This window comes from Cardiobacterium valvarum (assembly GCF_900460955.1).
GTDB classification, from domain to species: Bacteria; Pseudomonadota; Gammaproteobacteria; order Cardiobacteriales; family Cardiobacteriaceae; genus Cardiobacterium; species Cardiobacterium valvarum.
Genome location: NZ_UFUW01000001.1, coordinates 855,221 through 875,604, shown reverse-complemented (window position 1 = coordinate 875,604; position 20,384 = coordinate 855,221). Strand labels below are relative to the sequence as shown.

The following is a 20,384-nucleotide window of genomic DNA, read 5'->3' as shown; positions in this document are numbered from 1 at the left end:
TGTTTTTCAGGATGTAGTATGGCTGGCAGATGCTTCGCCGTAGAGCCCCATTCAGGCAGACGGGACGGGCACCTTAAGGACGCGCTGAAAGCAGGAATGCACTTTCACGCGGCTGGTGTGCGGTTACGGTGGTTCGAATCCGCCCCGGCACAGCATCGCATTCACAGGCTGCGGAGGTTTCCTACTGGAAAGGTTAGTGATCGCCACTATGATCCTGTTCGAATCAGGCAAACCGCAGCCCTTCATGATTTCCTGTGTGTTTTTGGCGTATACTTCTAGGCAAGCATTAGGGCGAAGGGCCCAATTAAGGTGAGTGGGGAGCTTGGCTTAAGGTTTGCTGTTTTATACAACGGGGTAAAACAACAAGCTGCCTTTCTTCATAGTGCAGGTTCGAATCCTGCCCGTCCTGATGCTCCCGTTACTATTTATTTTTGCCAAATGGCTATTTCTCCTTTGAGGCTGTTTATTTCGGCCTGTGTCAGCAACATTGAGCCAGTGCGCACAATGTTTCCCTTCACCTTTCTTTTGCCTTGCGGCGTTTTGACTGCAAGGTCGTAATCCATTTTTAGCGCAATCTTGCCCTTGTCCCCGCCCAAGTCGTACACATAAAGCAGCACCGGCGGATTCTCGTTTTTCATCAGTAGTACGCGTTCCGGGGTCATCAAATGATCCGCGAGATCCCGCCAGAATTGCACTGGCAAGGGCTGGTGTTTACCCGGACGTAACGCGTGCAAAACATCCTGATCGCGCAAGGTGATGACGGATGTGGACGGTGTCAGGCCGCGCTGATCCAGCGCCTTGATGATGCCCGGCGCGATGGCGCCAACGGAGAGACTGGCGCCTCGTGATACGCCATCCCGCACGAGCTTGTCCACCATTGCCGCGACTTCACGGTTGAGCATACCGCGTGCCTGGGGATTGGATAACAGGGAAGAGACCGAAGTGCTACTGAGCAGCGGTGGCAAGCCCTTCGCCTTGTCAAAGAAAAACTGTGTCGGAGATTTGTCGCGGCTGGCACCGGGGATGTGGTCAAAGCCGGGGTCCAGCCCTTTCGGTACCTGCACCGTGCGCGGGTTGGCGCTATTCTTGCCGATGACTCTGTCCTCGTATTCCAGCGGTGGCGCGGTACCGACTTTCAGACCGCGCTTGGCGAGGCTGCGTGCGTTGTGCGCGATGACCGTGCATTTGCAGCCGTAGGCATTGACGGGGTAATGCGTCTGCCACCACGGGTCGTCGCAGTGCAAGACAAGGCCATCCCAGGCTTCGTGTTCCGGGCGGGGGTGGCGCTGTCCCTCGCGGTGCTTGTATTCCCAGTACGGGCGGTAGCGGCTGGCCTCGCGCTGCTGTTCGTAGCGCCCGGCCTGATAGCTGCTGTGCAGGTTGGTGTCGTAGATGATGCGGCTGCGCCAGTCACGTCCGCCGTTGTACTCCCAGCCGTATTTGGCGACGATCGCGTCGAAGTCGCGGCGGAATTCTTCCAGCGTGGTGCCGTCGGCAATGGCCTTGTCCACGGCGGTGCGGAAGTCCGCCAGCAGGTCGAGGCGGTTAGCGCCGGCGACGACAAAGGCGTGGTCGTGTTCGGCGCCGTAGATGTCGGCATAGCTTTCAGTCGGGATGTTCAGCTTGTTGCGAAAGAAACGCAGCTGCTCGTCAAACGGCAGTTTGCCGTAGGCGACGGTCATGGTGCCCTGCCTTCGTCCTGCACTTCAGCGCGCCCGGCAAGATGGGCGGCGGTCGAGGCGCGCGCCAGCACCGCCGCATAATCATCCAGCGAGAGCTGCGGCGCCAGGGCGTCCAGCCGCTCACGGAATTGCAACAGCGTTTCCGATGCGGCGAGTTCGGCGGCGATTTTGTCCAGCCACGCCTGCCCGTGCGGGGCGATTTCGCGAGCGAGGCGGTCGGCGAGGTGATCGGCGGTATCGGGGGCTTCGTCGTCTCCTTCGGCAAAGTCGGTAGCCGATTCTCCGGCTTGGCTTGATGCCACCGGCTGCATGGTTTCCCATTTGCCGCCAAAGGTCTCCTCAATGGTCTCCAGTGTCGGGCGGTAGCCGAGGACGGCCAGCTTGGCGTAAGTGGCGGCGATGGTGGCGGTATCCTTGACTTCTTCCGTACGCAGCCACAGCTTCGGTGGGTGCGCCCCCGGAAAATTCCACTCGGTGAGCCATGTGGCAATGCTGGCGTTAAACGAGGCACAGAGCAGGTCGGCGTCAGCCTTGATGATGTCCTGCTTGACTTCGTTTTGCACTTCAGCCTTGTATTGCCCACCGACAGCCTGCGAGGTCATGACCTGGCCGAGGGTGACAAGCGCAATGGCCTCGTCCATGTAGGTGCAGAGGGTCTTGTAGTCGGCGCTGCCGGATTCTCCCTTGAGCAATTCAATCGTCGTGCCCAGCGGTGTCACTGTCGCGGCGGCATTCTTGATGCCGACCAGGGCGGCAAGCAGTTGCTGTTTATCACGTTCGACGGTGGGCGAGCGCGGGTCAAAGCTGCCATGCGGCACCGAGGTGGCGGCTTTTTCGTTGCCGACCAGCCAAAACTTCACGTTCGTCTTTTTGAAGAGCACCGGCCAGTAGAGGTAGTGCGCCAGTCCCAAGCCGTAGGGGTTGTCGGTGGTATCGCCACCGGCGGAAAACGTCCAGAATTTGCGCGGTGGCATGACCTCGTCCCCGCCGTTGCCGGTGTAGAGCAGTTGCTGCTCGACGTCGAATTTGAATTTGCTGCGGTCACGCACCAGCACATCGACCAAAACTACCTTGCCGTCCTCAATATCCCACATCGCTTCACCTACGGCCAGACCGTAGAACACGCCCCAGTGCATGGCCTTGAGGATGTGGTCGAAGTTGATGCGGCTCAACTGTGCCTCGACAAACTTTGCCGCCTCAACGTCGGCGGCATTGTTGGCGTCATAGGGGACAATCTGCCGCTCCATCTTGGTTAGCGCCGTCTGCCGCTGCGTCCATGTGCCGGTGACGGTGGTATCGGTGAGCAGATCGCGGTAGGCGCTGCTATCGCCGCCAAGGCGGTCAGTGAGCACCTTGTCGATGCTTTCCAGGGTAGTCAGGTTGCGTTCGATGGCCACCTCGGTGGAAGCCGAGGTGGGTTTGGCCAGTGCCTTGTCGTTGCGGGTTTGATTGGGGCGCGGTTTATTTCTCTTGGCCACGGGAGGCTCCTAGTAATCCTGATATGGGCTGATGTAGGCGGATTGGTCTTCGATGGCGACTTCGACGGGCAGGACGGTGTCGCTCCTGGATGCTGCGTAGGCAAGGCAGAGGGCGATGGCGGCGTCGCCGTGGCGATCGTGGCTGCGTCCGGTACGGCGCTTGCCCAGTTTGATGATGCCGTCAATACGTTCGAGGGCGCGCAGGTCGTCGAGGATGTCGGCGTCGCGCGGGATGCGCAGCAAGTCGTCCTCGAAGGCGGCAACAAAGGGCGGCATATGCTCGCCGTACCACTGGTTGTTGAGCTTGACCGGATTGACGCGTCTGCCGTAGCGGTCAGCGGCGGTTTCGGCGAGATATTCGCCATTACCGGTGGCATCGAACCAAGCAGCAGTGAGGCGCGGCAGGCGGTCGAGCAGGTAGAAGACAATTTGCCGCTGCTGCGCGTGCGGGATGTTGCGCAGCTCGACCACAAACGGCGCGTGACGGCGGGTGTCATCAGCAATGGCCAGCGGCACGAGGACGGACAAGTCGCCGTGGCGGGCGAAGTCCATACCAAAAACGTGCTCCTGTCCGCCGTCCAGGGTTTCCAGCAACGGTAGCAGTTCGGTGGCGCACCAGTCAGCGATATCGGCGGCGCGCAGGTGTTCGGCGTATTCGGTCCAGCTGTCGTGCTTGGCGAGGCGTAGCACGGGCACAGCCTCGGTGCGCAGTTCGAGCAGGGCACGCGAGAGGACGGCACCGCCGCTATTTGAGGGGATGACGCGGAGTTCCTCGTCAGCGGCGTCGCCATATTGTTCGTACATATCCGCCACCCATGCCGCCTCGCCTGCCGCCGTCCATGCCTGTTTGCGTACTTGGCAAATGCGGCGATAGAGGCCGTCGGCGACGGCATCGTCAAAGGTGGTTTTGTGCAGGGCGTAGGGTTTCCTGCCAGCGCGGATGTCTTCGCAGAGCTGGTTGAAGGGGTTGTCCACGCCGTCGTGGGTACTGATGATGGCGACTTTGCCGCCCCACATCAGCAGGGCAATGGCGGCTTTGATGAGTTCGTCGAGCTGGTCGTGGAAGGCGGCCTCGTCAATGATGACGTAGCCCTGTTTGCCGCGCAGGTTGGAGGGACGACTGGACAGGGCGGTGATACGGTAGCCGCTGGCGCAGCGAATGACGAAGGTGAGGATGTCCTTGTCGCCGTCCTTGATAATTTCTTCTGCCACGGCTTCCGCGACCAGCTGGTAATGCTTGATCCAGTCGGTTGCATCGCGGATAAATTCTTCGGCCATGTCCTTGTTGTAGCCGATGTACCACACGTCCATGCCGGATTGCGCCGCAGCAACCAGCGCGGCCTCGGCGGCGGTGGACCAGCTGATGCCGATGCGGCGTGATTTTTCGTACACGCGCACCGGCGTCGGGTCGTTAATCCACTGCATCTGGTAGGGCAAAAGGACGCCGGCCATACTTAACCCCCCAAGATTTTTTGCTTGATGAGTTCGACCGCTTCATCCGAAAGGCCCTGTGATTTGGCGGTGGCTTCGACATCTGCGGCAGCTTTGGCTAGGGCGGCACGCTCAATTTCCTGCTGCCGTTTTTCGTTAATCGTGGATGCCCGCTCCAGTTTTTCGATGGCTTGTGCCAAGTCTTTGAGCAGAGCTGGATGGGGCGGCTCTTCGCCTTCGGATAATTGCAACGCCGTATTAAATGCGAGGTTGCGCACCACTTCATTCAGCAGTATGCCCACCTTGCCCTGCGGTGCATTGCCGAATTTCGCCACCCACATGTCGGCGATTTCCCGTGACTGCTGGATTTTGGCGCCGATTTCCTGCATTTGTAGCGCGTAGCGGTTGACGGCACTCTTGCTGCGCGGCTTTTCGCCAAGCTCGGCCAGCACAGCGTTCAGACGCTCGGTTGCCTCTGTTTGCGTAATGGCCGGATCGCGCAGCCAGCCCTGCAACTGTTCGAGCAGCGCCGGTGGCAGGGATTTGATGCTGCTTTGCGCCATCAGCGTGCGGCCATTTCGCTGATTTCGGAGGGGCGCAGGTCGCGGATGCCGTGCGCGCGTGCCTTACCGCGTGCGATTTCGAGCCCCCGGTCGGTGAGCGCCGCAACGGTGAGGCCGGGTGCAGGATAGAGGCGCGTCACCAGGCCCTGTTCTTCAAGCCACAGCACCTCGTTTTCCAAGCGGTCACGGGTGATAGCCTGCCCGGCGGCTTCGAGGATAAGGTCGAGCATGTCGAGCGAGAGGCGGTAGTCGCTGTCATAGACCAGAGCCGAGAGGATGGCGCGGCGGTTATAACTATGCTGGATGTCCTGCATCATGATTTTTCTCCTTTAAGCAGTGCTTCGAGGATGAGGCAGCTTGTGTTGTTGACGCCTTCCAGGGTTCCCTCCAGTTTGTGCAGGGTTTTCGCCTGTTCGTCGAGGCGGCGGTGAATGTTGCCGATAGCGGTGCGGTCAGGCATTTGTTCAACCTTGGTTTCAATTACGGTTAACCGCTGTGTAACTTCGTGTATATCGGCAGTGGTTTTATCTTCGAGTGCGTTGATGCGGCTGGCGTTGGCCTTGTGCTTGGCCACAATCCAGACGTAGATGGCGATGCCGACGGTGAACATCGTCTGAATCAAATCAAAGACAAATTTCCAAAATGGGATGTTGATATTCATCAGAACCTCTTTCATGGTTTCCAAACTTTGCCATTTATGGCGGATAATCCTGCCCTGTGGGGGGTGCCTTCCCTTGCGTTCAGGGTTGCGCGGCGCGCTTCCCCTGTGTGTTGAAACCTTTCAAAAATTTCCTGACATTCAATGCAGCGGATGGCAGCAGGGAAGGCCTGCCGCCGCGCTGCCGGTATAGGCTCGCCACAGTCGGCGCATACGGCCTGCCCGTGCCCGCTGGCAGCGGCGTGCAGTTTGGCAAGGCCGGCATTTAACGTTTGCTCGATGGTGATATCGGCTTGGTCGGCGGGGTCCAATGGTGGCTCCATGTGGCAATGGCGGCGAGGCGCGCGCGATACACGGCGAGCGTCTGATGCTGCTCTATCAGCAGCAGCGCCACGTCGCGCTGGGTCGCAGTCTGCGGGTCGGGGATGATGGGATGCGTAACTGGCTGTAACAGCCCGGCAGGGACGGGGACAGGTCGATAGACGATGCGTTCATGCGCACAGCCCGCCAGCAAAAGACAAAGCAACAGGCGGGTCATGGTGTAAGCTCCTGCAAAGTCTGCCGCAAGACTGGCGACAGCGGGGCATCGTCCCCGGTGGGGGCCTGCTGTATGCGGCGGATGATGGGGCGATGCCGTGCATCTATTTGTGACTGGGTTGCAAGGAGTGCCTGATAGGCCTCATCGCTTGCCTGATGCTGCTCGGCTAGCGCCTGATAGGCGGCCTGCACAGCATCACGCTCCTGTTTGGCTGTATTCAGGGCATCGTTCAAGTGGTTAACACGCATCCCCAGCCCGGCGATGCCCAACCCCAGCAAGAGCCCGATCATGATTGTGGCGCGCATACGCGTACCCCTCCCCAACCGAGATAGTGCGGCTGATGTGCATAGATGATGGCGCGCGGGTAGCCACGGTTCTCTTTGATGGCCCATTTGGCGCGGCGGCTGTAGCGCTCAACGCTTCCCCACCAGTAGGCGGGGTTGCCGCCACGTTGCGCAGTCAGACGCTGGTCACGCTGCAGCCAGCCGAGGCCGCCGTTGTACGCCGAGAGGGTCATCGCCCAGCGCTCGCAGTCATTGGCGGCCTTGATGTGTTGATAGAGCCAATGGTCGTATTTGACCAAGGCGCGGATGGCCCACTGTGGGTTAAAGGCATTACCTACGCCCAGTTCTTGCGGGAAGACGGTCTTAATCCATGCCTCGGTTTCGGGGGTAAATTGGGTGAGACCGTTGGCATAGGCAGAACGGGCATCTGGTCGCCATAGGGATTCCTGGTGGATTTGTCCGGCGAAGAGAGGGATGGGGGCGTTGAGGCCCAGTTCCAGCCGCGCCTCGCGGATGAGGGCGCGCTGGTAGGCCTTGGCACGTCCCTGCCAATCATCAGCAGCGGATGCCGTATGACATCCGGCTGCTGCGATGACAAGTGCAAGGAAGCAAGCAATACGCATGGTTACATCCCGATGGCGAAGGCCAATACAACGGCAGCAACGACGATGGCACGCCGCAGCATGACGGCGGCAAAGACAATGTCGTCCTTACGCATCTCGAATGGACGGTAACGGGCAAATATGGTGCGGTCAGCGTAGTAGCCGAGCGCCAGGGCGATAGTGACGTAAGCTGCTTTGAGCAACAGCAAGCCTATTTGCTGCGGTGCGATGATGGCGAGAACCGCCAGTAGGATGATACTGCCGATGTGCCACACGGCCATTTTGTCGATGAGCTTTTTCATGATTACCTCGTGCTTGGTTGATGACGGGGCAAGCATAAAAAACGCCGCTGCAAGCGGCGATTAGACTAGTTTGGGATTTGCGGCTTGGCCGCAATAGGTATTGTGGATGGGTAGGTACTTTGGAACGGTACCTGTTTATTGTGCCACAGCGAGCAAGCGCATCATCGCCTCATTTGAGGAGAAAAAACAGGAAACGCCCACACGGCACCTGATCACACCTTGATTTCCGCCCACGTCACCGCCGGGGCCTCACCCTCAATCTCCAGCGTGTAAGCGTTGTAGTACACGTTTTGCCCGGTTTGTCCTTGTCCGGTGAGGACGACCACAGCGCCGGTCGGGGTTTCGGCCACCCATACGTTTGCGCCTTTGCCGCCGGTGATTTTCGCGGTCATGCGCCGTTTGGGGTTGAGCAAGCTCTCAAATTGCTGGCGGATGTTCATGTTAGTCCCCCATGTAGCGGTCAATGGTGAGGGTTTGCGTGACCACCGGCGCGTTGTTGTCCAGCGTCACTTCGACCTGGATGCCCTTGATGACGCCCTGCCATGTGCTGCCGTTCTCTGTAAATGCCCACACTGCGCCGAGGCTTGCCAGCGGCAGTTGGTATTTTTCTGCCCAAGGCAAGGTGACGGTCTCGATTTTGTGCGTTCCGGTTTCGGACAGGGCATGGATGCCTGCGGCACGGTGTGCGGTTTCGTCGGTGTAGAGGGCGTGTTCGCGTAGCGCCGCTTCCGGGGTTTGGTCGGTGCCTTCACGCCAGACCAGCGCGCCTTTGGCCGTACTGCCTTTGCCGACCACACGCACACCGTTGCAGCGTTCGCTGATGCGCCGCTGGCCGCTGACGCTGAGGATCAGGTTGGACGGGATGGTGAGCGCCGGTGTCGGCTTTTCCCACGCTGCTTTGACCCACACCGGGCGCACGAAGAGCTGCGGCTCGTAGGGGTGGCTCTCGACAAAGGCACCAATGGCCTGCGCGATGTCCATCACGACGGCAATCGGGGTTTGCCCGCTCACGGTGTAGTTGTCGCCTGGGACGAGCCAGTCCACCGCGTCCCAGCCCGCGATGGTGTAGGGCGTTGGCTGCAACTGCTCGTCGGCAATCTGCCGCGCGTAGCGGCTTTGCTCGTATTTGATATGCCGCCCTTGTGTGTAGTCCGCGCCCAGTTTGGCGGTGATGGATCTGCCCGTGATGGTGTAGCTGTGGCCGATGAAGCGCCGCGTGTCGCGATAGTCCTCCGCCAAGATGTCCCAGCGCTGGTGGTTGATGCGCAGGGTGATGACGGCTTCGTCGCCCGCTTGGCGGGTGTCCATTTGCAGCTTGGCAAAATCGGCGGGGGCAAGGGTGAGGTCGCCCTGCCAGCAGTAGCCGTCGGTGTCGGCTTTGAGGGTAAGGGCGAGGATTTGTAAGGTCTGGCCGTTAAATTCGGCGCTGATTTTGTTGTGCATGATGTATCCGGGCAGGGTGGGCAGGTCGGTGGTGTCGCTGTCGTGCCAGCAGCGCAGCGGCAGGGGCAGGCGGCTGGGGTCGCGATTGACGCGGCGCCGGGTAAAGGGCAACGGCAGGCGGTGCGATGGCGGTCGCACCCGGCAGGGCGAGACGTCCGGCGGCGGTGGCGGTAGCGGGATGGGGTAATACTCGCAGGGTGGACGCACGGCGCGCTGGTAGCGCAGGCTGTGGCAATGGGCCAGTGGCAACCCCCAGCCGTGCTGGCGGTGGCAGTTGACAAGCGGCGGCGCGATGGTGATGCGCGGCGTTTTGCAGCCTTGGAGCAGGGGGTTGCCCGGCTGCATGGCGCTCGCGCAGTTGGCAAGCGGTGGCGCAGTGCCGACCGTCGGTATGGCGCAGTTGCCCATGCGCGGGTAGGCGTTGAGGGTGACGGGCAGGCAGGTGGCGAGGCGGTAGGTCGGTGTGGTGGCGGCCTGGGTGCAGGCGGTGAGTGACGGTAATCCTGCGACGGTAAACATCATGCAGCGCACCACATCCAGCATGGGCGTGTGGTTCGCGGACAGGCAGGTAGCGACGGGGACGACGCGGTTGTGCTGGTCGAGGCAGGTGGTGACGTCCAGCGTCGGCGCCGTCGCCACGCTGGCGCAGCCACTGATTTTCACCCATTTTGGCTGTGGCTTCGGGCCGGGTGCGTCGCCCACGCGGCGGGTAAACGGCAGCGGCAGTTTATTTGATGCCTGTTTGCCGGTGCGGGTGACAAAGCTGATCGGCAGTTTGCTGACGTCTATTGCCATGCGCGCCATACCTCGCGCTGTTCAGAGATAGTCAGGTTATTGGCCGGGCGCAGCTGGTCGTAGCAGACTGGCTCATAATGCCCTTGCGGGTGCCGCGCCATGAGGACGTAACGCCGCGCCGGGTCAAGGTAGGGCACGAGGTAATGGCCGCTTGCCAGCGAGCGGGCGCGCTGTACCAGCAGCATCGTCCTCGCATCAAAGACGTAGAGGTTGCCCACAGCCCCCTGACCCGCGACGGTGACGATGCCGTCGTCCTGGCCGGCGAAGTAGCCCCGGTGGTCGGGGATGTAATGCGGTTCGAGCAGCATGTCAGTAACGCCATTTGTCAGTGCGGATGACCAGGCGCGCAAAGGTGCGTGACAGACTGTTATAACCGTAGCTGTGCAAGACGATGTACGGGATGCCGTCGTCGTTGATTTCCGTCAGATTATCGGCGGCGCGGGTGCTGGTGTGGATGCCGGGGACAGGATAGAGATTGGCACCATTTTGCATATAGACGGGCGCCAGGTATTGCCCTGCTGTTTCGCGCGGCACGCTAAACAGGCTGAGAAAATCCTGTTCTCTTACCCCGTTATCGTCGCGGTAGCTTCGCGCTTTGGCGCCGGCGTCGGCACTGTCATAGTGAAACAGGCTGCTCGTCGAACCGTCACGATAACTCCCGCCGCTGTGCGCCAGCAGCAGGCAACGGCTGCCGTCGTGAGCGCTTGCGGTGTCGCCGTAAAACAGCATCTGGCCGATGTGTCCACCGGTGCTGTAACCGCTGTATATCCACACGACTACGCTGCGTGCTGAGGCAATGACGGCCCAGCGCCCATCCAGGTTATTGCGTCCGTATTCGTAGGGACTGGCTAATTCGAGGATTTTTTCCCCGGCGTCAATGCCCGTCATCTCGCGATACGCCTGCACGGTACTGTTCCCGCTGCCGTTATCCTTGATGCGCAGATAGCTGTCGAGTTCGCCCGCGTGCTTGGGGGCAAAGACACGGGTATTGCGGGCGGCGTCTTCGTAGGGCATGGTCCAGCCCGCACCCGTCTTGCTGCCGTAACCGGTGACGAGGCAGGCTTTGAGGATGACGCTAAGGTTGGCGTTGGTGAGCACCGGCGCCTGGTCATCGCTGGAGAGATAGAGCGTGACCGGCATTTCGATATTGTTGACGTACATGTTGCCTCCTAAATCTCGGTGGTGTTGCCTCTGAGACAGACCATAAAGCCGTCCGTGGTGTTCTGCCGCTTGGCGGACGGCTGCACCGCGCGCAGTATCCACACGCCCATGTGGGTGCCATAGCTATTAAAGCGGATGGTGTTGCCGTAGGCCCAGGCACTGGCGCCGTTGTTGATACCAAACGCCCCTTTCGGCAGGACAAAATAAGGCTTGTCGGTGGCGGGGTTGATAGGGGCAAGGTCGGAGAGCGTGTCAAACTTGCCGACAAAGCCGACCGCTTCGCTGAACAACTCAAACTGGTTGCCGTCCTTGAAGACGATTGCCCAGCGGTCGGTGACGGCGCCGTCATCAGTGAGGCGGAAGGGGTAATCCTTGCTGTTCAGCTTGGCGGCGATGGTGTCGCCCCTGGGCTCGTCCGCCCAGACGTTGTCGAAGGTCTTTTGCGAGAACGGCGGCGAGACGCGGCATTGCAGGTCGCCACCAATCAGGGCGGAGGAGATATAGGTCTCACCGGCGGGATAGTCACGCGCCACCGGGAATTGCAGCGTCAACGTGCCGTCGATGTCGGCGACCATGATGCGGTTCTCCTCCTCGCGGCTATGGCCTGCCTTGATCGGCAGGGTGTAGGCGGAGAGGTCAAGCGGCGTCGCCCAGGTGATTTTCCCGCTTTGCAGGTCATAGTCGTACCACTTGGCCTCAATCGGCACCCCTTTCGCGTCGCGCAGGCAGATATCGTCCAGATCGTTACGGCTGAGCTGCACGGTTTGTCCGGCGGTGTGGGCGCTGCCGAGGTCGTCTTCGAGACGGTGACCGATGACAATCATGTCCCCCCTTCTGAAGATGGGCACCCGCCCGTCGGCGGGCAGACGCACGGCGTCGATGCCGATGATGGAGGTATCCAGCGGCAGGTAGGCGTAGCTGACCGCCGAGTAGGTGATGGTGTCGGCATAGACCGGGATAGGTTCCCAGATTTTGCCGTTCTCTACCGCGTCGGGGTTGTACCAGTATTTGCCCTCATTCCCGGCGGCGGTGACCAGGCGGCCAAAGCGCACCCGCACCACGCCCGTTTCGTAGTCAATGCTGCCCTCGATATTGCTGCCCTCAATCTTGCCGCCCGCATCCGCGCGCACACTGAGCTGGCCGCCGGTGAGCGGGGTAGCGGTGATGTGCAGCGAGGCCGGGCGCACCGGTGCCGAGGGGATACGCCACACCGCCTCGTCCACCGGGTTGCCCTTGACCGTCCCCGCCAGGGCCAGCAGACGCACCGCGCTGCCTTCGGCCAGTTCGACCACGGCAATGCCGGTCTCGTAGTTGATGCTGCCCGCTTTGGTGGCGGCACCGGTGGCGGGATTGAGGCGGTAGTAGAGTTCGCCCCGGCGGTCAAAGTAGGTCTCGCTGCCGCTGGTGAAGCAGACGCTGCCGGGGACAACGCGCTCGTGCAAGGTGGGCAGCAGATCCACACGCAAGACGCCGCTGGTCGCCTGTTTCGTACGCGCGTCCTCACTTTGCTGGCCGCGATAGCGCACCGTCACCACAAAGCTGTCGTCAATCGGCGCACTGGCAAGGGCATTGATGTATTCAAACCCGGCAAAGACAAGGCGGTAAAGCGGCTTGACGGTCTGCTGGTTGCCCTGGGTGCTGACGATGCGCTCGCCCATCGGCTGCTTGCGGTAGATGGGTTTGGGGATACGGGTGGTGTAGTCCGGTTTGAATTTGACCGACCCCGTGGCGTAGTTGATGCTGCCGAAGTTCGTGCCGTTGCCATCGACCAGGCCGCCGCTGCCGTTGTCGCGCACGGTGACGTAGGGGTCCACCTGCCGCGTGTAGGCCTCGCCTTCCTGCACCTTGTGATCGTAGTCCTCGATCAACACGTTAAAGGTCATCTCAAAGCTGCGCGGCTTGATTTGCCGCTGCGCGAGGTTGAGGGTGACGTTGCCGTCGTGCCCGCGCGCCGGTGCCTTAAACTCCTGTGTCTGCGGCTCGCCCACTGAGTAATCCACTTTCACGTCGAGATGCTGCTCGCCGCCAGGGTAATTGGTGAGGGTAATGTCGCCGCTGCGGTAGTCCACCGTCCCCGTCCACGCCCCGGTGATATTGCCCATGCCGTCATCCTGCGCGGCTTTGCCGCCATTGTCCGTCCAGCTCAGTTTGACGCTGCCGGGCGCGACACCCGCCTCCATTTGCAGCAGCATGGTGACAGCGGGGGTGCTGTCGCTGCGGTTCTTGGCGGTGGCCGGACTGCCCCAGGCGTAGAGGATTTCGGAGCCGACATCGGGCAGCTCGCCGCAGGTGATGGTGACGGTGCCGCTGCGGTAATCAACCGCGCCGCTGCCGTGTGCGGCGCTGATGCCGCGCAGGGCACCGGTGCCGTTGTCGCGCAGGTCATACCAGCGGCCCTGCGCACGGTAGGAGACTTGCAGGCTGCCCGGCGCCGGGGCGGGGTTGATGGTCATCACGTAGTTGTAGGAGCGTGTCCCCGTCGATACGGCTATCGCCGCCGTATCCGCTACTTGCAGATACTCGGCAGCGGGGCGGCTGTACAGCGTCCAGCCGCTGCCGAGGTTCTCGTCAATCGTGATGCGTCCGGCGGCGTAATCGACGGTGCCGATGTCGTTGCCGGCGCTGCTGATGACGCCGCCGCTGTCGCGCGCATCAACACCGCCAACGACCAGGCGCAGGCTGCCGGGGAGGATGGCGCGCCGCGTATAGACCACCGCCCCCTTGTTCAGCGACAGGTTGCCGTTAATGCGGTCTTCCTCGCGCGCGGCGTCAAAAAGGATTTGCTTCTCGCCGGCGGCGGTGAGATCCACCAGCGACGTTTCAATCTGACTGGTGGGTACCAGCTTTTCCATCAGCGAGGAGACGCGCAAGCTCTGTGCCTGTGCCTTGATGGCGGCGGCCAACGGCTTGACCCCGTAATACTGCGCCCCGTCGGCGACGTGGGTCTCACGGATTTTGCAGGGGTTGTCGATGTAGTTGCGCTGCGGTGCCTCGGCACCAACAAAATCATGGGTGAGGGCGGTCGAGGTCTCCATCTTGACGACCGTGCGCACAAAATCAATGCCGTCGTGCGTGGTAAAGGTACGGTCTTCGGACGATACGCGGATGACCTGCACATACTGCTCAATGGCGGGATAGCCCGCCTTGTCCTGGCGCAGGCAGTACACATCACCAATCAGCGGCAGCGGCTCGCCGGGGCGCTGATAGGCCTGGACGATGCGCGAACCCTGCGATTGCGTCGAGAGCAGGGTCATGCGCGATTCAATCGTCGCCACCGAGTAGGCGGCAATGCGCTTGATGATGTCGCGGCGCACCTCGCCGTAGCGGACACCGCGATAAAGCAGGTAGCTGACGTTCTCCGCTTTCGGCGGGCGCGAGATAATCATGTGCGCGCCGCCAAGCGGGATGTTATCGGCAACGCGCACCGCGCCATGCACCGAGCGCGCGTTGAAGGCGCCGATGGTGCGGGCGACGTCGGAAATGGGCGTAAACAGCTCGTTCTCGCGTCCGGTGAGCGCGTCCTTGACCATCAGCCCGCCGCCGTCGTCGGCATCGGTGAGGCGTTCGGTCGGATAGATTTGCAGGTTCTGTTTGGTGAGGGCGGTGTGTTTTTGTGGCATTTTTGACTCGGTTTCAAATGGTCATTAAATGGATGACAGGGGCTTCGTACTGAGCGCTGCCGTCTTCGGGAGCGAGGTAATAGGCTGGAGTGATATTGGACAAGGCGGGGCGAGCAAAGCAGGTGTTAAAGCTGCGTCCGTCGGGATGGCTGAGGGTCATTTCCAGTTCCGGCACATCTGCCCAAGCCGTCAGCGTGAGCAGCGTCGCGCGGGGTAGCCAAATCCATTCACCGCTAAGGGTAATGGGGCGCCCGGCCAGCATGGTGCCCTGCTGCACGATGACCGCACCACCCAGCGAGTATTGCGGTGTCGCTTGGGCAAGGGCCTGCCAGTCAAACTCGTCCTGCCAGTACATGTCTTCCGGTAGATCGACGTGGTCGGATGTATCTTTACGGGTGAGTTTCCAATGCATCAGGTCCTCCGTTTCATTTCGTCGTGCAGTTCGCGGGCAAAATCATCTCTGCCCTCCCGGCGTGATTGGGCAATGCGGGCGTCAAAAGCATCGGCCACTTCGGCGGCGGTATAACCGCGTCCGTTGCCGCGTGAGTTACCGCTGCTGCTGTTGCCGCGCCCGTTGTTGCCCCGCCCGTTGTTGCCGCTTGTTTGCTGCTGCTGTTGCTGTTGTCGTTGCTGCTGCTCTTCGGCTTTCTTTGCTGCTGCCTGCCGCGCTTTCTCATCACCAATCTGCCGTTGCAGTTCAATCGCGCGGCGGTACTGCGCGATTTCCTCGTCATTGCGGCGGACTTCGGCCTCGTGCAGCTTGGCGTTCAGTTCGCGCAGTTTGCGCTCCTGTTCCAGCGCCGCCGTTTTGCTGTCGTCGCCCCTGAGTTGCGCCAGCTCGGCTTCAAGGCTGGCGGTGGTGTCCCGCGCCTGTTGTGCAAGGTCGGCCAGTTTTTGCCGGGCGGCATCAATGGCACTGTGCAGGTTGTTCAGGGTGGCGCTATCCAGCTGGGCAATGCGGCTGGAGGCGGCATGGGTCGCTTCGGCGATGTCCTGCATGGAGACGGTGCCGTCGGACGTTTTACGGTTGAGCATTTCGACGGCATCGGTCGCCTTTTGTACGTCCGCCACATATTGCGCCGCCGCATTTGCCTGCTTCGCCCACATGTCAATCACGCCCTGCGTACCGAGGATGGTGTTGCTGTTCATGCGGTTAAGCGCATCATCCAGATTGTTGATAGCCTCGGTGGTAAGGTTGGTTTTGTCGTAGAGGTAGAGTCTGCTGTCACCCGCTTTCTTGTTTGCAGCAGTACTCTTTTCGGTAGCGTCAACATCCTCGCCTTTGGCCTTGGCATTTTCTTTGACCGCTTCTGTATTGGCCTTGATGGCTTCGGTGTCGTCGGCTTTGGCGTCACGGTCGGCTTTTGTGCCTTCGGCTGCTTTCCCGGTCTCTTCGTTGTTCTGCCGCTTGGCTTCGGTGTTGTCGCCGAGGCTTTCACTAAGAGCCTTGACGGCTTCCGCCCCGCCCTGCATCCCGGCGCGTAACGCCCGCATCCTTTCCGCTCCGAGCTGGGCAGCCGTACCGGTCTGTTGCAAGGCATCATTAAAGGCTTTGAAATCATCCGTGGTTTTCAGCTTGGCAAGATTGGTGTCAAAAGCATCGCGTACCGCAGTGGCGGTTCTTTTCCCTTCTTCACGCAAGCCTGCCATGCCGGTTTTCCAGTTTTCGGTCATCTCATGCACCCCGGCAGAGAGTCCCCGGACGGTGTCTTCATATGACAGACCGATGGCGGACAGGCTTTTTTCCGTCTCGGCATGGGCACTCTTGGCTGCTTCGCTTAACTTGCCCATCGCTTCCGCCGCTTCTTTTACCGCTTCGGCTTTCTGCTTGTCGCCATTGACGCTAGCCAGCAGCTTGGCATTGAGCTGTTCGAGGGCGTCGCTACTGCCGCTGACCTGTTTGCCGGCGGCAGCGTAGGCGCGCGCCAGTAATTCGGTGCTACCGCCCGCATTGGCGGCCAGCGTGCCAAAGGCTTCCAGCGCCTTCCCTGCTTTGTCGCTGATGCCGGTTGCAAATTCTTGCAGGTCGAGGTTGAGGGTTTTCAGCGCTTCCCCCATGCCGCTGCCAATGCGCGACACGCTGCCCACCATCATTTCTTGTATCCGCTGTGCCTCCGTTTCGCTGATGTCAGCAGTTTTCGCCCATTCATGATAGATGCGGTTGATAGCGGCCACGCCCTCGGTGGTATCTATTTTGTTCAGCGCGTTTTGCAGGAGTTGCTGCATTTCATCGGCAGTCGGTTTGACTTTGTCAACGATGCTTTGCAGTGCTTCCGTGACCTCTTTTTCCGCTTCGCTCATGCTGCGGTAGGCTTGTGGCACATCTTGCCCCAGCTTCTGATAGGCCTTGGCGAGATTCTCCACTTCGTCGCGCGTCAGCTTGTGTGCTTTTTGCAGGCCGCTGGCCGTGATAATGCCGATGTCGCCGAGCGATACGGTGCGGTTTTGCAGTTCATCCAGCAGGTCGCGCTCTTCCTGCCAGGTGATTTTGTTCTCGTCGCGCAGTTTGCGGATGGCTTTTTCGGCTTCATCTACGGCGGCAGAGGATGACAGGGTGCGTAGTGATTGCCGCACGGCGTCCACTTGTTCTTGCGTCAGCGCGGCGGCACTGCCCGCCAGTTTGTTGAGATTGTCGAGAGTGACACGGGTTTCGTTGCTGATGTGTTTGGCGGCGTCGGCAGCCTGCTTCTGTTTGGCAAGCATGTCGTCCATCGCCTTGCTTGCCGCCGCCTGCGCCGCCAGTTTTTCCTGCTCGGCGCCGAGACGCTCGGCTTCATGCCGCATCCGTTCGTATTCTTTTTGTGCCTTAGCCAGCTTTTCGGCATGACTGTCCCATAGCGGGGTGATGTCTTTCAGCCCGTCCAGCGCACGGTCAAACATTCCCGGTGCCGTATCGAAACGCTTCATCTCGCGTTCGAGTTTGAGGATGGCGTCGCGGCTTTGTTCGGCGGCAGCATTGGCCTTCGCCAGGGCATCGCTGACACCGGCGGCGTCCAGTTCCATCCCTTTTGCCAGTTGCGCGTTCAGTTTGTTGATCGCGGCATCAGCCTCGTCCACCTTGTCACGCATGTCGCCCACAGATTTGTTGGCACTGTCGGCCCGCTCGCTGAATATGGCTACTGCCGACGCGGCGGCAATCATGGTGATGCCGATGGGGTTACTAACCAGCCAGCGCGCCGAGGCAACAAAACCGCGCATGGCTGTACTCGCCGCCGCACTTGCCGAGGTAATCCCCGCCAGTTGCGCGCGTACGGTCGCCATTGCTGCCGCCGTCCGGCGGTATCCGGCAGTCACGGCAGAGGTAACGGTCACACCCTCGCGCCCCATTGCTGTCATCGCCGCTGCAAAGGCGACGGAGGACGTCTTGGCGGCGACCAGCAGGGCGACAAAAGCGGTCAGTTGCGGATGGGCTTCGGCGAATTTGCCGAGTGCCTGCCCGGCGTTCCCTACGGTCTGCGCCATATTGGCCACGACCGGCAACATTTGCTGGCCGATGGATGTGGTCAGGTTGCTGATGGCGGCTTTAGCCTGCTCGATTTTCTGCGCGGTGGTATCCATGCGCGCCTGAAACTCTTTCTGCATCGCGCCTGCCGTCTGGCTTTTGTCGGCAACGAGTGCCAGGGCATCATCAAAGGTTTTCAGGCTGCCGACGGCAAGGCTGATGTCGTCGCTGTATTCCTGGCCAAACAGCTTGGTCAGGGTGATGGCGCGCTGCTGCTCGTCCAGTTCCTGCAAGCGTCCCAAAAAATCACGCAGGGCAGCATTCGGGTTGTTCTTGATGTTCTCGGCCAGTGTCTTGCTCGACAGACCGAGGTCTTCCAACCCTTCGGCAAAGGATTTGACACCTTCGCCGCCGGTTTGCAGGCGGTTGAGCATGGCATTGATGGCGGTACTGGCCACTTCCGGGGATTTGCCGAGTGAGATAAAGGCGGCAGACAGGGCAGCGGCCTGTTCACTGGCCAACCCAAACTGCTTGGCACTGCCGCCGATGCGCAGCAATGCTTCGGTGATTTCGTTTTCGGTTGCGGCGGTGTTGTTGCCGAGGGTGTTGATGGCGTCACCCAGCTGGCGCACGTCGCTCAGGGGTATTTGAAAAACGTTGGACAGTTTGGCCGCTGCATTCCCGGCTTCATCGGCGGTCATACCGAAGGCAATGCTCATTTGTCCGGCCAGCTCGATAAATTGTGGCAGATCATCAAAGGCAACACCCAGCTGCCCGCCGGCAGCGGCCATTTCGGCTACTTCTTCCTTGGCCAGCCCCATTTGTACAGCCAGCTCTTTCACCGTGCCGGACAGGGCCTCCATTTGTGCAGGGGTAGCGTCCACCACTTTCTTGACGCCCGCCATCGCCTCTTCAAACTGCACCGCTTCATTGATGACGGCGGTGAGGCTGCCCGCTGCGGCGGCCAGCTCGCTCAGGCCGCTGATGACCTGCTCAAGACGGTCACCGGATTTCTCGGCGGCCTCGCCAAGGTTGCCAAGCTGCTCTTCCAGTTCAGCTAGACGCTGGCTGTGCAGTTCTGCCGCACGTGCCAGCTCTTCCTCGGTCAGGTTGCCCTGGTCGCGCAACAGCTCGTAGGCGCGGGTGACGGCCTCAATCTGCTCGCGGATGCGGTCGTCATCGTCAAGCCCCAGGGTAACGCGCGCCTGCGCAACTTCCTGCAAACGTTGCGCCTCACTGGTCAGGGCTTCGAGTTCAGCACGCGCTGCCTCAGCACTTTCGCCGATACTGCGCTGCTGTTCGGCCAGATCGCCGGTTGAGATCCCCGCCTCGTGCATGGCGTCGCTCACGCGTTGCAGGTTCTGCGCCAGTTCGTCATTCTGACCGGCGGCGGTCGCCGCTTCCCGTCGTGCCGCTTCGGTGGCCCGCGTCAGTTCATCCACCTGCCGTTGCGCCTCGCGCTGCGCCCTGCCGACTTCGGCCTGCTCCTGCCGGTAACCTTTTGCCTCCTCGCGGGCGGCGGCAAGCGCCGCTTTCAAGTCCTCAAGACGGGTGCGCTGTTCATCCGTCGCGCCGCCGGACGCGTTGATTTCTTCCTTGAGCCGGGCGATTTCATCCTGCAAAGCGCTGGTGTGCTCGCGGTTGTCGGCAAGCGCTGTCTGCAACAGCGTGGCGCGGTCGGCAAATGATTGGACCGCGCCGCGCGCCGCTTGCGTTTCACTGGCAAGACGGTTGAGTTTGGCTTCGGCTTCGGCAAATGCCTCGGCAGCGGCGCGGCTACCTTCTTGCAGGCGGGTAAATTGAGTGATGAGCGCTTGCTGATTTTCAAGACGGGCTAGCTCCGCAACCAGACGAGCGCCCTCTTCCCTGAGCTTTGAGGCGTCACCACCCGCGTTTTCAATCGCGTGTGCGAGCTGTTCAATGCGTTCAGCACCTTCGACGGCGGCGCTGATGAGTAGTTCCGTTCGTAATTGGTTGGTTGCCATCGTCTCACCTGCTGTTGGTGAGACAAAATTTAAGCCCCGTTCAAAGGGGCCGCGATTAGACTAGTTTGATATTTGCGAGGGTGTTTTTGGGTCATTCCCAAGCGCTCAATATTTGCAACGCCGTCTCAATTTTTCTTCCCGTATTTTCCCGCTGCTTCCCGATTTTTCCCATTTATAACATTCTCGCCCCTAGATTTATAACATCCCCCATCAGTCTATTGAAACCGTAATTTTCTGCTGCTTCAGCGAAAGGGATGCGGAGATTTATCGCGTGATGCTGTAGTTGACTGCCCGTCCTTTCGCCACCCTGCGCCTTCGTTCACGATAAATTTGTGCTGCCTTGCCGCAGACTGCGCTGATGTCTCGCCAAGCGGCATAACTGCTGGGCCCGCCAAGCAGT

The 20,384-nt window shown here is 60.7% G+C and carries 18 protein-coding genes; all 18 read right to left on the bottom strand.

Features of this window, described 5'->3' with window-relative positions; genetic code table 11:
* Positions 1-425: 425 nt before the first annotated feature.
* On the bottom strand, positions 426-1,682 hold the full coding sequence (locus tag DY250_RS04225) for a phage head morphogenesis protein (RefSeq protein WP_115611087.1): 1,257 nt from the start codon (positions 1,680-1,682) through the stop codon (positions 426-428).
* Entirely contained in the window at positions 1,679-3,160 is a 1,482-nt protein-coding gene (locus DY250_RS04220; RefSeq protein WP_115611085.1) for a DUF935 domain-containing protein, read from the bottom strand. The genes DY250_RS04225 and DY250_RS04220 overlap by 4 nt, the downstream gene beginning before the upstream one ends.
* Positions 3,161-3,169: 9 nt before the next feature.
* On the bottom strand, positions 3,170-4,612 hold the full coding sequence (locus DY250_RS04215; RefSeq protein WP_115611083.1) for a terminase large subunit domain-containing protein: 1,443 nt from the start codon (positions 4,610-4,612) through the stop codon (positions 3,170-3,172).
* Between the two features lie 2 nt (positions 4,613-4,614).
* Entirely contained in the window at positions 4,615-5,154 is a 540-nt protein-coding gene (locus DY250_RS04210; protein WP_115611081.1) for a DUF3486 family protein, read from the bottom strand.
* A complete protein-coding gene (locus tag DY250_RS04205) occupies positions 5,154-5,471 on the bottom strand; it encodes a VpaChn25_0724 family phage protein (RefSeq protein ID WP_115611080.1) in 318 nt (105 codons plus the stop codon). Before DY250_RS04205 ends, DY250_RS04210 begins: the two co-directional genes overlap by 1 nt.
* On the bottom strand, positions 5,468-5,815 hold the full coding sequence (locus tag DY250_RS04200; protein ID WP_172542193.1) for a DUF2730 family protein: 348 nt from the start codon (positions 5,813-5,815) through the stop codon (positions 5,468-5,470). Before DY250_RS04200 ends, DY250_RS04205 begins: the two co-directional genes overlap by 4 nt.
* Before the next feature lie 11 nt (positions 5,816-5,826).
* Positions 5,827-6,135: a TraR/DksA family transcriptional regulator gene (locus DY250_RS04195; RefSeq protein WP_115611076.1), complete on the bottom strand. Its 309-nt coding sequence runs from the start codon at positions 6,133-6,135 to the stop codon at positions 5,827-5,829.
* Positions 6,078-6,350 (bottom strand): Rz1-like lysis system protein LysC, encoded by a 273-nt coding sequence (gene lysC / locus DY250_RS13610; RefSeq protein WP_147293445.1) that lies wholly within the window; start codon positions 6,348-6,350, stop codon positions 6,078-6,080. Before lysC ends, DY250_RS04195 begins: the two co-directional genes overlap by 58 nt.
* Entirely contained in the window at positions 6,347-6,655 is a 309-nt protein-coding gene (locus DY250_RS04190) for a hypothetical protein (RefSeq protein ID WP_115611074.1), read from the bottom strand. Before DY250_RS04190 ends, lysC begins: the two co-directional genes overlap by 4 nt.
* A complete protein-coding gene (locus tag DY250_RS04185; protein ID WP_115611072.1) occupies positions 6,637-7,257 on the bottom strand; it encodes a transglycosylase SLT domain-containing protein in 621 nt (206 codons plus the stop codon). Before DY250_RS04185 ends, DY250_RS04190 begins: the two co-directional genes overlap by 19 nt.
* A gap of 2 nt (positions 7,258-7,259) precedes the next feature.
* A complete protein-coding gene (locus tag DY250_RS04180) occupies positions 7,260-7,538 on the bottom strand; it encodes a putative holin (protein WP_172542191.1) in 279 nt (92 codons plus the stop codon).
* 212 nt (positions 7,539-7,750) lie between these two features.
* Positions 7,751-7,978 (bottom strand): hypothetical protein, encoded by a 228-nt coding sequence (locus DY250_RS04175; RefSeq protein ID WP_115611068.1) that lies wholly within the window; start codon positions 7,976-7,978, stop codon positions 7,751-7,753.
* A gap of 1 nt (position 7,979) precedes the next feature.
* Positions 7,980-9,776 carry a hypothetical protein gene (locus tag DY250_RS14505; RefSeq protein ID WP_245951022.1) on the bottom strand — a complete coding sequence of 599 codons (1,797 nt, stop codon included), beginning with the start codon at positions 9,774-9,776 and terminating at the stop codon, positions 7,980-7,982.
* Complete coding sequence (locus DY250_RS04165) at positions 9,767-10,084, bottom strand: hypothetical protein (RefSeq protein ID WP_115611066.1); 318 nt, start codon at positions 10,082-10,084, stop codon at positions 9,767-9,769. The genes DY250_RS14505 and DY250_RS04165 overlap by 10 nt, the downstream gene beginning before the upstream one ends.
* A 1-nt stretch (position 10,085) precedes the next feature.
* Positions 10,086-10,937 carry a hypothetical protein gene (locus tag DY250_RS04160; protein ID WP_115611064.1) on the bottom strand — a complete coding sequence of 284 codons (852 nt, stop codon included), beginning with the start codon at positions 10,935-10,937 and terminating at the stop codon, positions 10,086-10,088.
* An 8-nt stretch (positions 10,938-10,945) separates the two neighbouring features.
* Complete coding sequence (locus DY250_RS04155; protein WP_115611062.1) at positions 10,946-14,557, bottom strand: hypothetical protein; 3,612 nt, start codon at positions 14,555-14,557, stop codon at positions 10,946-10,948.
* 13 nt (positions 14,558-14,570) lie between these two features.
* The gene (locus tag DY250_RS04150) at positions 14,571-14,969 is read right to left on the bottom strand and encodes a hypothetical protein (RefSeq protein ID WP_218565531.1); all 399 of its coding nucleotides are present in this window, start codon (positions 14,967-14,969) and stop codon (positions 14,571-14,573) included.
* On the bottom strand, positions 14,969-19,984 hold the full coding sequence (locus tag DY250_RS04145; RefSeq protein ID WP_115611058.1) for a phage tail tape measure protein: 5,016 nt from the start codon (positions 19,982-19,984) through the stop codon (positions 14,969-14,971). The genes DY250_RS04150 and DY250_RS04145 overlap by 1 nt, the downstream gene beginning before the upstream one ends.
* Between the last annotated feature and the right edge of the window lie 400 nt (positions 19,985-20,384).